The organism is uncultured Algimonas sp., from assembly GCF_947498175.1.
GTDB lineage: Bacteria > Pseudomonadota > Alphaproteobacteria > Caulobacterales > Maricaulaceae > Litorimonas.
In genome coordinates, this window is the sequence record NZ_CANMJB010000001.1 from 374,569 (window position 1) to 386,682 (window position 12,114).

Consider the following 12,114-nt stretch of genomic DNA (forward strand, 5'->3'; position numbering starts at 1 on the left):
GTAGAACCCGGTTCCCATCTTCGGCTCAAAGACTTTCCACGACCATCCCGTCATAGGCCGGTTGCGCGATCGCGGGGAGCTCATCACGCATGACATCGTAATCCATGTCGATATGCAGGTTCGTCAGAATAGCGCGGCGGGCTTTGACGCGGGCCATCCAGGACAAGGTCTTGTCGGCGTGGGCATGTGTCGGGTGCGAGCTGTATCGTAGGGCGTCGCAGATCCAGCAGTCGATGTCGGTCAAACGTTCGAGCCGGTCTTCTTCGATTTCCCAGACATCGGGGCTGTAGGCGATCTTGCCGTCGAAGACGAAGAGCAATGTCGGCGTGGGTCCGTGCGAGGCTTCGACGACATCCACGCTGATCGGACCGCCCGGGCCGTCTATCGTCAGAGACCGGCCATCCTCGACCAAGTCCTGCAATGCGAGGATGGCCGGATGGACGCGGCCCTCCGGCATTTCGAAGCAATAGTCGAAGCGCGAGACCAGATGCTCCTTGGTGTGCGCGTCCATGTAGACCGGGATCTGGGTGCGCATGCGGTAGGCGATGGCGCGCAGATCGTCGATGCCGTGGGTTTGATCGGCATGATCGTGCGTGTAGAGCACGGCGTCGAGCCGTTTGACGTCCGCGCGTAGCAATTGTTCTCGTAGGTCTGGCGAGGTGTCGACCAGGATGCTGGTCGTGCCGCCGTCTGCGTCTTTCTCGACCAGCAGCGAGCACCGCATGCGGCGGTTTTTCGGCTCGTCCGGGTCGCAGGCGCCCCAGTCGCCGCCGACGCGCGGCACGCCGCCGGAGCTGCCGCATCCGAGGATGGTCGCGCGCAAGGTCACCGTTCGATTTTCTTGAAAAGGCGAAAGAAAGCGTCTGTCGTGCGGCGGGCCGTCTCTTCGAGCGTCCAGCCTTTCACGTCGGCGAGACCCTGCGCGACGTAAGGCAGGTATGAGGGCTCATTGCGCCGTCCCCGATACGGCACGGGGGCGAGGTAGGGGCAATCGGTTTCCAGCATGATGCGGTCGTCGGGCATGGCCTTTATACGGTCGCGAACGTCATGCGCGTTCTTGAACGTCACGATGCCGGACACGGAGAAGTAGATTCCCTGCTCTGCCGCCCAATCGGCGAGTTCAGCGCCGGACGTGTAGCAGTGCAGCAAGGCCGGATAGTCCCGCCCGGCGCCCGTCCGTCGCAGCGTATCGAGCATCAGCGTGTCCGCCTCGCGCGTGTGGACGACCAACGGCAATTGCGTTTCGTGCGCCGCCTCGATGTGAACCGCGAAATTCGAAATCTGCGCTTCGCGTGACGAATAGCCGTAGTGGAAATCGAAGCCGGTTTCGCCGATCCCGACGACTTTGGGATGTGCGGCCATATCGATCAGCGTCTGGGCTTTCAGATCGGGGTTGTCCTTGGCATCGTGCGGATGGGTGCCCAGCGTGGCCCAGATATGATCATGGTCTTCCGCGACTTTCACGACGGCGTCGAAGTCTTTGATGTTGCAGCAGATGTTCAGCATATGGCTGACGCCAGCGTCGGCGGCGCGCGCGATGACGGCGTCCAGGTCGTCGGCGAAGCGCTCGCCGTGCAGATTGACGTGGCTATCGACGATCATGCGGCGCGGACATGGCTCAAAAGGTCGAACATGGACGCCGTCTTGTCGAGGTTGATCCCCTCCTCCGCCATGCGCGTGGATTGAGCGCGCTCGGCCAGCGCGACCCATGTGGCAGGCGGTTTGCGTGCGCCGATCGGTTCGAACGGCCCGGACCATCGGCCGGTGCCGGCATGGACAGCCTGGGCCTGCAACGTGTCGATCAGAGCGTCCCAGAACAGGGCCCGCGCCGTGGCTTCCTTCGCAACTGCGAGCGTCTTTGCGAGCGTCATGTCGTCCCCCTCGCCTGTCAGGGACTGCATGAGCCGTTTAATCGGCTGCAGAACAGTCTCGACATGTTCGACGAGGGCAAGGGCCTTTCCCGGTGCGCCCCGGGACAAGGCGATGGCGGCCTGCTGGAATTCGGGCCGCACATCCGTCCGGGCACCGAGCCAGCGCGCGATGTCGGCATCGGGAACGGCGCGCAACGGCAGATGCAGGCAGCGTGACCGGATCGTCGGCAACAAAGTGCCGGGCTGGTCGGACAACAACAAGAACAAGGTTCTGGCCGGAGGCTCTTCAAGCAGTTTCAGAATGCCGTTTTCGGAATTCGCGTTCAGATCGTCGGCCTTGTCGACGATGCAGACCCGCCAGTCGTCGCTTTCGGATGCCGTGCTCTGGAAGAACTTGGACAGCGCCCTCACCTCGTCGACCGGAATGTCGCGTTTCAGCTTCTTGCTTTTGGGGTCTAAGGGACGACGCAGGATTGACAGATTGCCGTGCCCCTGGCTTTCGATGCGCTGCGCGACGGGGTCCGTAGGCGGAATGTCGAGGCTTTGGTCGAGCAGGCTCGTCCCGCCCAACCTGTGACGGGCGATGCGATAGGCCAGCGTCGCCTTGCCGATACCCGGCGGACCCGTGATCAGCCAAGCATGATGGAGGCGGTTCGAGCCTTGCGCGTCGAGGTAGCGCGCTTCGGCATCGGCATGGCCCAGCAATTCGTAGACTTCGCGCGGATGGGCCGAGCCGAACGAACGGTCCGGTTCGGGAAACGCGGGGTCGTCACGCGGCACTGAGCTTCCCGGCAAATTCCGGATAGCGGGCCGTCAGCGCATTGAGGATGCGCGCATGCACCGCTTGGCGCGAGCCGTCGGCATCGATGATCTTCACGCGTTGCGGCTCTTTTTCGGCGATATCGAGGAAGGCGTCGCGGATCGTGGTGTGAAACGCCTGTCCGGCCTTGTCGAAACGGGTCAGATCGGCATCGTCTTGTGCCGCGCGCGTCTCCACCCGTTTCAGCGACAGATAGACATCCATGTCGAAGACGAGTGTCAGGTCCGGGCCGAACCCTTCCATGACGACATCGTGCACCGCCCTCACCCGGTCCGGGCCGAGATCGCGCGCATAGCCTTGATAGGCGAGGCTGGAGTCGGAAAACCGGTCGCTGACGACCCAGGCCCCGCGCTCCAATGCCGGCTTGATGAGCTTCTCGACATGGTCGAGCCGCGCCGCATACATCAGCAGCAATTCCGTCATGCCCGACCACCGGTCGTCCGTGCCCTCCAACACCAGCTTGCGGATCGACTCCGCGCCGAACGTGCCGCCGGGTTCGCGGGTCAGGATGACTTCAACGCCTTGGGCTTCCAGAGTATCGGCGAGCATTTTGGCCTGCGTGGTCTTGCCCGCGCCTTCGCCGCCCTCAAAGGTGATAAACTGTCCGGACACAGCGCTCTAGCCCCTGATCTTCTGCAGGATCGATGCCCCGACGCGGCTGAAAAACCCTTTCCGCGCAACCTTTTCGGCGGCGTAGAGCGGGTAGCGGGCCGTCTCCTGGCCCGACCGCATGACGATCAGGTCGCCGACCTTGTCGCCTTCCGCGATCGGTGCGGCTGGCATCTGGTAATCGATCCGTGCGGAAATCTCGTCGCCGTCGGCGCGTTCGTAGCTGGCGAATACGTCTTCGCGCAGGACGACGCCGACCGTGTCGCTTTTACCCATATAGACGTCGATGTCGCCCAGCTCCGCACCGCTGGCATACATGTTGAGCACATCGAAATCGCGGAAGGCCGCTTCCATGATGTCCACGGCGGCCGATGCCCGGTCGCGCTGGCTGTCGAGCCCGTTGATGACGATGACGCGCCGCGCCCCGTCGCGCTCGGCCGACCCGACCAGACCATAGCCCGACACGCTAGTCGATCCGGTCTTGACCCCGTCCGCACCGGTGAACCGGCCGAGCAGAGGATTGCGATTGCCCTGGCTTATGCCGTTCCATTCGAAGCTGCGCTCGGAATACAGACCGTAATAATCCGGGAAGCGCTCGATCAGCTCGCTGGCCAACGTGGCGAGATCGGCTGCGCTGATTTTGTGGTCCTCATGCGGCCAGCCGGTGGAATTGAGGAAGGTCGCACTTTCCAGGCCGAGCTCGCGCGCGCGTTCGGTCATGCGGCGCGCGAATGCATCCTCCGACCCGGCCAGCCCTTCGGCCAGCACGATGCAGGCATCGTTGCCCGACTGGATGATGACGCCGCGCAGCAGGTCGATGACCGGGACTTCGGAGTTGACGTCCAGGAACATGGTGGAGGATCCCGACTTGATGCCGCCGCGCCGCCAGGCCTCTTCGCTGACGGTGAACGTCGTGTCTTCCTGGATGTCGCCGCGTTCCAGCGCCTCGAACACCATGAAGGCCGTCATGATCTTGGTCATGGAAGCCGGTGGCATGGGTCGGCGCGCATCCTTTTCGTAAAGGACGAGGCCGGACGCGTGGTCCATGATGATCGCCTGCTTGGCGTCGGTCGTGAACTGCGCCGAAGCGGGCGCGGAGAGCGCAAGAAGCGAGGCGGCGAGGAAATAGGGTTTGAACATGGACCTGCTGAATCGAAAAGGGACGCCGACATGGCGTCCGTCCCGAATGCCCGGAAAGGCGACCCGCCGCAAGGCGGCGAACCGCAAGTTTAATCACTTCGTCCGGACAGGGCCCGTCAGAAACTCGGGCTTGGCATCCGCACTGCCGGATTTGGCGATATGGATCGGGCCCTTGATCGTCAGCGTCACGTTGCCGCCGCCCGGCAAGTCCGCCTCCGGAGCGCGGCGCGGTGCCATCGGCGCCGGCAGGGCTGGACGCGGCGCTTCGGCCTGCGGGACCGCCCGTTCGGGCGCTGTCAGACGCTTGGGCACGATGGGAGCCACGTAAGGGGCGGGCGCCAGGGTCTCGCGCGGCACTTCGGCCAAACGCGGCGCGTTGCGCGGCACGTCGCGATTCGCGGCCATCGGGTCGGCCGGGCCGATATAGCGGACGCGAACTTTGGCCGTGCCCTTGCGTTTGAAGCCGAGCGCTTCGGCACCGGCCTTGGACAGATCGATGATCCGGCCGCCGGTGAACGGGCCGCGATCGTTGAGGCGCACGGTCACGGCGCGGCCATTGTCGAGGTTGGTCACGCGGACCAGAGAATTGAGCGGCAATGTCGTGTGCGCCGCCGTCAGGGCATGCTGGTCGAATTTCTCTCCGTTGGCGGTCGGCTTGCCGTGGAATTTCGGGCCGTACCAGGACGCGGTGCCGGTGCGGTCATAATCGGGATCGTGGCGCGGCGTGAAAGTCTGTCCCATGATGGTGTAGCGCTTGCCGACTTTCTGATGGTCGTAGAGGTTGCGGTCCATCCGGTCCGGATCGAATACGGGTCCCTGCCCGCCCAGAGGGTCGGTGAAGCGCGGCGTCGCGGCCCGCGGCCCGCGGTTCTCGTAGCTCAACGACGCATATTGCGCATTGCCTTGCCCGATCTTGTAGGTGATCGGTGCGACCGACTTGGTCGTCGTCATCTGCGTCGATGCACACCCCGTGGCCATGAGGCCCGCCATGAGTGTCAGCGTCGCCGCTCTAGCTAATTTGAAATACATCTGGCCTCACAATTCGGTCACTGAACACGACGCCTCCTCAGGCGCCCTCACCTTTTCGTCCCGAAACTGTCCGGGCTTTCGCCACGCGTTTCGTGTCATTGAGGAACGGATTACAGAAACGATCCTAAGTTGCGGTATGCAAACGTTGCAAACAGATCACCAAGCTTCATGGTTACGCATCGGTAAAGGCAGTTGCCGGTTGATGTGGCGGAATTGCGTCGTTATTGCGCCCACACTGTAACGACGCGCCACGACACCTCGCGAAACGGGCGGGTGGCAGAGTGGTTGAATGCACCGGTCTTGAAAACCGGCAAGGGGGCAACCCCTTCGCGGGTTCGAATCCCGCCCCGCCCGCCACGGCTCGACGTCAGTCAAGCAAAGGCTGCGTCTGTTGCGCCCTACTCGTTGATTTCAGGCTTTGTCGAAAGGATGGTCTTCTTGTCGGATGTGTTGACGACAGCCTTATCCAGCATGGAAACAGGCTTTATCTCGCCTCATCGACATCATGATGCCTACGCGACCCTCGTCCGTTGCGGATCTTATGTGGAAGCCAGCCTCACCGCCAAGGTGAATGTTCGACGGGGCATGCTGATCGTTCACCCGCATCTCAATCTTCATGTCGACCACATCCACGAGCCGACGTCTGTTTGGAATATCGGTTTGGGATCTGATTTCGATCTGCCCTGGGCCTGCTATACCGGACGGGCGATCGAAAGGTTGATCGCGAAGGACAATCCGCCCCCTGCCCATTCTGTCCTGGACGCTCTGGAGACCGCCACGTCCGTTGACCCCGAACGCATGCCACACTGGATTGACGAGCTGGTGCAGTCTGGATTTGACCGGTTCGATGGCGCGCAATCAATCTTGAGTAGAGAGCACGCTCACCGGACCTTCAGAGACTATTTTCAGATGACACCGGGTCGCTGGAGACGGGAAAGGCAGATTCAGCACGCCATGACCCTGATCGAGTCGGGGCTCGACCTTGCGAGCGTCGCCTATGATGCAGGATTTACGGATCAAAGCCACATGACGAAACGCTTCCGGAAAGCCTTGGGTGTTACGCCGGGCGACTTTCTGAACCTTACCAAACCTGACAAGCCCCGAACCTGATTTACAATATCACAATTATACAAGACGGGTGCGCGGCCAGCCAATAATCGCAAGGCATGACCCTCTATGACCGCCGTTCTTTTCTCCTGACATCCGGCTTGCTTGCCTCAGCCGCGACCGTGCTTCCCTCCTGCGCCAGACAGGCTATCCAGCAAGTTCCTCGACCCGTCGGAACGCGTTGGGCAGCCAGCCCTGCCATCGGCCTGGATGCCTGTTTCGCCATCATTATTGCAGCCGCTCCTGACACTGTCCTCCAAGTCCGGCACAATCTTGATCGGCGGGATACGCTGCGAACGCTTATGGGAGCAAAGGCGCTGAGATCCGCTGAAACCCTCATTCGGGCTTTGGCCGATACGGGACGCGTCAATACACCCGGGGCTTCGTTAGCCCTGATCGCGTCACCGGCACCTTTGACGGATATTGTGCAAACAGCCGGTTTTTTCAACGATCCCGCGAAGGTTCTGGCAGCGTTCGAAGAGACCGATTTCTTCACAAGCGATGAGAGCAAAGCTGAGCTGCGTCAGCTTGTCGGCCCGTGCGCGGAAGCGCTCCATGACATTGCCGAGTCCGATTTCGTGGACTGGTGGCATAACACTTACAAGCTAACCCTAGACCAGAGTGTCCAAGAAATCGGATTGCAGCTGGAACCGATCGATGTCGTCCGCGAAATCGATCGATACACCACAAAAACTCTAGATCCGAACATCTCGGTTTTTGTCAGCGAACTGACGCGTCCGCACGGTATCAAGATCGTGGGGCAACGCTTCATCACCAGTCCAACCTGGGACATCATGATCGTCAGACGTAACAGTGTGCACGAGATGCTGCACATTCTTCTGCCTCCGTCCCGACCGGAAGTTCAGACGATAACCGATCGCTTGTCGGCGGACTCCGGACTGCAATCTGTCATCGAAAAATCCAACTCCACCTTCGGTTATTCATCGATCCGGAGTTTGGTGGAAGAAGGGGCCGTTCAAGCTCTGGAAGCGGTCATCAATGTTCGACTGGACCAAGCCCGAGACGTCACAGCCTATTGGCGCAAGCAGGATGGCGGCATGCATATCTTCGCAGCCGCAATGTACAATGCCATGAACCGCACAGGCTTTGCGCAAAGAGGGGGTGATGTTGTGAAGTGGCTTGATGAACACACATCATCCGGCGGCCTTCAGAGGCAAAGCCTGGCAAAGGACGCAGCTGCAGTGGTCGGTGAGGCTCATGTGAAGACTTGGCTCGCCTAATCCACATATGATCGGTCTTGTCGTCTGTGAGACGTCGCTGGAAATTTTCGGCAAGAGATTTCCGACTGAGCCTACTCTCATACCGACCCGCTTCGGGGAGACGCGACATAGGGAAGCTTCGTTTTATATAGAACAACAGTATCGACGGTTGACCGTGTGTTTTGAAAGCGTATTAGTGCGCTAACACATTCACACGGAACTATGACCGACCTAACACTCGACAATCTCTGCGACGCGCTCGCACGCATAGACGATGCCGACGCCATGCGCGCCGTGCTGGTCGATCTCTGCACGCCTGCGGAAATGCGCGCGCTTGCCGAGCGCTGGCGGGTGGCGCAGATGCTGGCGGAGGGCGAGATGAGCTACCGCGAGATCAGTGCGGAGACGGGCGTCAGCACGACGACCATCAGCCGCGTGTCGCGTTTCCTCAAGGAAGAACCCCATGGCGGATATCGCCTCATGCTGGAGCAGATGAAATGATCGCCAAACCGTCGGAAGAACGGCTGCTGATCGCTTTGCAGAAGAAAGGGCGGCTGGCCGATGACAGCTTCGCGCTGCTCAAGGCCTGCGGCCTGCGCTTCGCCATCCGGGGCGGCGGGTTGCTGGCGCGTGTGAAGAATATGCCGGTGGACCTGTTGCTGGTGCGCGATGACGACATCCCCTCCTTCGTGTCCAATGACGCCGCCGATATCGGCATCGTCGGGGAGAATGTGCTGGTCGAGGAGCAGCTGACGGGCGAACTGGATGCGCAGATCGCGATGCGGCTCGGCTTCTCGCGCTGCCGTCTGTGCCTGGCCGCCCCGGAACGCGGTACCGTTCAGTCGGCGGACGATTTGTCTAGCACGCGTATCGCGACGACCTATCCGGGCGTGACGCGGCGCTTCCTGTCCGAACGCGGCATCGACGCCAAGCTGGTCGAGATGAAAGGAGCGGTCGAGCTGGCCCCGTCCATTGGCGTGGCGGAGAGCATCTGTGATCTGGTCTCCTCCGGCGCGACGCTGGAAGCCAACGGGCTGGCCGCGTTCGAGACCATTCTGGAGTCCGAGGCCGTGCTGATCCGCAGCACACGCGCCCTTCCCGCCGCGAAGGCGGATCTGCTCGACAAGCTGCTGCGGCGAATCGAAGGGGTCACCACATCGTCGGGATCGAAATATATCATGCTCAACGCGCCCAAGGCCGAGGTCGATGCGATCAGCGCCCTGCTGCCGGGTTCGGACGCTCCGACCGTCATGCCGCTGGCCGGGCGGGACGACATGGTCGCCGTGCAGGCCGTCTGCACCGAGACCGTCTTCTGGGAGACGCTGGAAGACCTCAAGGCGCTCGGTGCCCGCGCCATTCTGGTCTTGCCGATCGAGAAGTTGATGAGCTGATGCGCCGCTATGACTGGACAGACATGGATGCGGACGCGCGCACGCGCGCCCTCGCCCGCCCCGAAGGTGTCTCCGATCCGGCGCTGATGGGGCGCGTGGCCGAGATCCTGTCGGAGGTCAAAGCGCGCGGCGATGCGGCACTGACGGAGTATACGCGCCGGTTCGACACGGACGCCGCCGTGACGCTGCGCGTGCCGGACGCGGAACTGGAAGCCGCCTGGAACGCGCTGGATGCGCGCGACCAGTCGGTGATCGAACATGCGCGCCGCAACGTCAAAGCCTTCCACGCCGCGCAGATGCCCGCGGATGTGGAGGTTGAGACCGAGCCGGGCGTGGTCTGCCGCCGCGAAGTGCGGGCCATCGAATCCGCCGGGCTTTATGTGCCGGGTGGAACGGCGCCGCTTGTCTCTACTCTCATCATGCTGGCGACCCCGGCCAAAGTGGCGGGCGTACGCCGCCGCGTTGTCGTCACGCCGCCCGGCAAGGACGGCCGGATCGATCCGGTGATCCTCGCCTGCGCCTGGCGTTGCAAGGTCACGGACGTGTTCGCCGTGGGTGGGGCGCAGGCCATCGCCGCCCTCGCCTACGGCACGGAGACTATCCCGCGCTGCGACAAGATCTTCGGCCCCGGCAACGCCTATGTCGCCGCCGCCAAGGCGCTCGTCTCGTCCGCGCCGGGCGGTCCGGCCATCGACATGCCAGCGGGTCCATCCGAGGCCATGGTGATTTGCGACGAGGCGTCCGATCCGGCCTTCATCGCGTCCGACCTGCTCAGCCAGGCCGAGCATGACCGGGTCGCGCAGGTGCTGTGTGTGTCCTGTTGCCCGGACGTGGCCGATGCGGTGGAAGTCGAACTGGATCGTCAACTGGCGCGCCTGAGCCGCCGCGACATCGCCGCCGAGGCGCTCTCTCATGCGCGCCTGATCGTGACGGACGAACGCGCGGACATTGTCGACATCGTCAACCGCTACGCGCCCGAACATCTGATCGTGCAGATGGAGCGGCCCGAACTGCTCGTTCCCGCTATCCGCCATGCCGGATCGATCTTTCTCGGCCCTTGGACGCCCGAAAGCGTGGGCGACTATGCGTCGGGCACGAACCACACGCTGCCCACCAATGGCGCGGCGCGGGCCTATTCCGGCATCACGCTGGACAGCTTTCTGAAGTATGTGTCGGTTCAACAGCTTAGCAAGGCGGGGCTGAAGCGGCTCGGCCCGGTGGTCGAGCGGCTGGCGGAGATGGAAGGCCTGGACGCGCACCGCAACGCCGTGACACTGCGGCTGGAGGCATTGTCATGAATTGGGCTGAACAGATCGCGCGGCCGAACATCGTCGCCATGACGGCCTATTCCGCGCGCGGCGAGTCGACGGGCGCGCTACACTTGGATGCCAATGAAAGCCCCTGGGCACCGCCGCCGGGTACCGCCGCGGTTGCGGGCTATAACCGCTATCCGGGTCAGCAGCCCCCGGCCCTGCGCCAAAGGCTGGCCGACATTTACGGCGTGAAGCCCAGCGAGATCGCCATGGGTCGCGGGGCCGACGAAGCCATCGATGTGCTGGTGCGGACATTCTGTACGCCAGGACAGGACCGCATTCTGCTGTCTTCCCCCACTTTTTCCTTCTTCAACACCGTTGCCTCGCTCAACGATTGCGGCGTCATCGACGTGCCTGGCGGCGATGATTTCCTGCCCGATATGGATGCCGTCGTGGACGCGGTCTCGGGGGAACAGCCGAAGATCATCTTTCTCTGCTCGCCCAATAACCCGACGGGGCATTCTCTGGACGACGCCGACATTTTGCGCGTCTGCGAGGCGAGCGACGGGCTAGTCGTGCTGGACGAGGCCTATATCGAGTTTTCGGACCGTCCGAGCTTTGCCGACCGGCGTCCGCGCAATCTGGTCGTGACCCGGACATTGTCCAAGCTCTACGGCCTTGCGGGCGTGCGTCTAGGGGCCGCCATTGCGGACAAGTCCGTGATCGAGCTGATGCTCAAGGTCATGCCGCCCTATCCCGTGCCCAAGCCAGTCATCGACACGGCCATGGCGGCCCTATCCGCCCCGGCCATGGCCGTGATCGAACGCCGCCGCGCCATCCTTATGTCAGAGCGAGACCGCGTCGCCGATTTGCTACCGCGCTCGGAATTCGTTGCGAAATCATATAATTCGGACGCAAACTTCATCCTGTTCGAGGCGGCGGATGCCAACACCATGTTGGCCAAGCTCGATGCCGCGAACATCCGCATCCGCGACTTCCGGAGCAAACTGCCCGGCCATTTTCGCCTGTCCATCGGCACGCCGGAGGAGAACGACCTCGCCCTCGCCGCATTTGGCGTCGTGACACCTGCAACCCAGCCGCAGCGCATCGGGGAGACCTTCCGCACGACCAAGGAAACCGACGTCGCCATCCGCGTCAATCTGGACGATCCGGGCGAGGTTCGGATCGATACGGGCCTGGGCTTCTACGACCACATGTTGGAACAGATCGCCAAACATGGCGGGCTCGGCCTGACCTGCGTGGTCAAAGGCGATCTGGAGATCGACGCCCACCACACGGTGGAAGACACGGCGCTGGCGCTCGGCTCGGCCATGAAACAGGCGCTGGGCGACCGCACCGGGATTGGACGCTACGGCTTCGTCATGCCGATGGACGAGACGCAGGCGCGTGTCGCCATCGACCTGTCCGGCCGCCCAGCCGCGACCTTCAAGGGCGACTTCCCGACCGACCATGTCGGCGAATTCGCCGTGGAGATGTGCCCGCACTTCTTCGCCAGTCTGGCGCAGACGCTGGGCGCGGCAATCCAGATCGAGGTCGAGGGCGAGAACAGCCATCACATGATCGAGGCCTGCTTCAAGGGCGTCGGCCGCGCCCTGCGCCCGGCTCTGGCCGTGTCCGGAACCGACATGCCGTCCACCAAGGGCGTGCTGTAGT

The 12,114-nt window shown here is 62.7% G+C and carries 12 protein-coding genes and 1 tRNA gene; 7 read left to right on the forward strand and 6 right to left on the reverse strand.

All coding sequences use genetic code 11. The features are described 5' to 3' along the window. Positions 1 to 25: 25 nt before the first annotated feature. From Q0718_RS01835 to Q0718_RS01860, 6 genes are all read right to left on the reverse strand, one after another. The gene (locus Q0718_RS01835; protein ID WP_298912616.1) at positions 26 to 829 is read right to left on the reverse strand and encodes an MBL fold metallo-hydrolase; all 804 of its coding nucleotides are present in this window, start codon (positions 827 to 829) and stop codon (positions 26 to 28) included. Beyond that, positions 826 to 1,602: a TatD family hydrolase gene (locus Q0718_RS01840; protein WP_298912618.1), complete on the reverse strand. Its 777-nt coding sequence runs from the start codon at positions 1,600 to 1,602 to the stop codon at positions 826 to 828. Before Q0718_RS01840 ends, Q0718_RS01835 begins: the two co-directional genes overlap by 4 nt. Continuing rightward, positions 1,599 to 2,651 carry a DNA polymerase III subunit delta' gene (locus Q0718_RS01845; RefSeq protein WP_298912620.1) on the reverse strand — a complete coding sequence of 351 codons (1,053 nt, stop codon included), beginning with the start codon at positions 2,649 to 2,651 and terminating at the stop codon, positions 1,599 to 1,601. Before Q0718_RS01845 ends, Q0718_RS01840 begins: the two co-directional genes overlap by 4 nt. Then, positions 2,641 to 3,303, reverse strand: coding sequence for a dTMP kinase (tmk, locus tag Q0718_RS01850; RefSeq protein WP_298912624.1), 663 nt, complete (start codon positions 3,301 to 3,303; stop codon positions 2,641 to 2,643). The genes Q0718_RS01845 and tmk overlap by 11 nt, the downstream gene beginning before the upstream one ends. A gap of 6 nt (positions 3,304 to 3,309) precedes the next feature. Then, a complete protein-coding gene (locus tag Q0718_RS01855; protein WP_298912625.1) occupies positions 3,310 to 4,440 on the reverse strand; it encodes a D-alanyl-D-alanine carboxypeptidase family protein in 1,131 nt (376 codons plus the stop codon). Between the two features lie 93 nt (positions 4,441 to 4,533). Beyond that, entirely contained in the window at positions 4,534 to 5,418 is an 885-nt protein-coding gene (locus tag Q0718_RS01860) for a septal ring lytic transglycosylase RlpA family protein (protein ID WP_298912627.1), read from the reverse strand. Between the two features lie 318 nt (positions 5,419 to 5,736). Between Q0718_RS01860 and Q0718_RS01865 the strand changes: the two genes are divergently transcribed. The 7 genes from Q0718_RS01865 (at position 5,737) to hisC (ending at position 12,113) form a co-directional block, all read left to right on the forward strand. Continuing rightward, positions 5,737 to 5,826 (forward strand) — tRNA-Ser (locus tag Q0718_RS01865). Between the two features lie 90 nt (positions 5,827 to 5,916). Then, positions 5,917 to 6,579, forward strand: coding sequence for a helix-turn-helix domain-containing protein (locus tag Q0718_RS01870; RefSeq protein ID WP_298912963.1), 663 nt, complete (start codon positions 5,917 to 5,919; stop codon positions 6,577 to 6,579). A 56-nt stretch (positions 6,580 to 6,635) separates the two neighbouring features. Then, complete coding sequence (locus tag Q0718_RS01875; protein ID WP_298912629.1) at positions 6,636 to 7,817, forward strand: hypothetical protein; 1,182 nt, start codon at positions 6,636 to 6,638, stop codon at positions 7,815 to 7,817. A gap of 201 nt (positions 7,818 to 8,018) precedes the next feature. After that, positions 8,019 to 8,297, forward strand: a complete 279-nt coding sequence (locus Q0718_RS01880) for a YerC/YecD family TrpR-related protein (protein WP_298912631.1) — start codon at positions 8,019 to 8,021, stop codon at positions 8,295 to 8,297. After that, on the forward strand, positions 8,294 to 9,187 hold the full coding sequence (gene hisG / locus Q0718_RS01885; RefSeq protein ID WP_298912633.1) for an ATP phosphoribosyltransferase: 894 nt from the start codon (positions 8,294 to 8,296) through the stop codon (positions 9,185 to 9,187). The genes Q0718_RS01880 and hisG overlap by 4 nt, the downstream gene beginning before the upstream one ends. Then, positions 9,187 to 10,485 (forward strand): histidinol dehydrogenase, encoded by a 1,299-nt coding sequence (hisD, locus tag Q0718_RS01890; protein WP_298912635.1) that lies wholly within the window; start codon positions 9,187 to 9,189, stop codon positions 10,483 to 10,485. The genes hisG and hisD overlap by 1 nt, the downstream gene beginning before the upstream one ends. Further along, a complete protein-coding gene (hisC, locus tag Q0718_RS01895) occupies positions 10,482 to 12,113 on the forward strand; it encodes a histidinol-phosphate transaminase (protein WP_298912638.1) in 1,632 nt (543 codons plus the stop codon). Before hisD ends, hisC begins: the two co-directional genes overlap by 4 nt. Position 12,114: the final 1 nt, after the last annotated feature.

Excerpts from the sequence above, each read along its gene's own strand:
- Q0718_RS01840 (WP_298912618.1), bottom strand. The coding sequence starts at position 1,602 with ATGATCGTCGATAGCCACGTCAATCTGCACGGCGAGCGCTTCGCCGAC.
- Q0718_RS01855 (WP_298912625.1), bottom strand. The coding sequence starts at position 4,440 with ATGTTCAAACCCTATTTCCTCGCCGCCTCGCTTCTTGCGCTCTCCGCG.
- Q0718_RS01860 (WP_298912627.1), bottom strand. The coding sequence starts at position 5,418 with ATGGCCACGGGGTGTGCATCGACGCAGATGACGACGACCAAGTCGGTC.
- Q0718_RS01875 (WP_298912629.1), top strand. The coding sequence starts at position 6,636 with ATGACCCTCTATGACCGCCGTTCTTTTCTCCTGACATCCGGCTTGCTT.
- Q0718_RS01880 (WP_298912631.1), top strand. The coding sequence starts at position 8,019 with ATGACCGACCTAACACTCGACAATCTCTGCGACGCGCTCGCACGCATA.
- hisG (WP_298912633.1), top strand. The coding sequence starts at position 8,294 with ATGATCGCCAAACCGTCGGAAGAACGGCTGCTGATCGCTTTGCAGAAG.
- hisD (WP_298912635.1), top strand. The coding sequence starts at position 9,187 with ATGCGCCGCTATGACTGGACAGACATGGATGCGGACGCGCGCACGCGC.
- hisC (WP_298912638.1), top strand. The coding sequence starts at position 10,482 with ATGAATTGGGCTGAACAGATCGCGCGGCCGAACATCGTCGCCATGACG.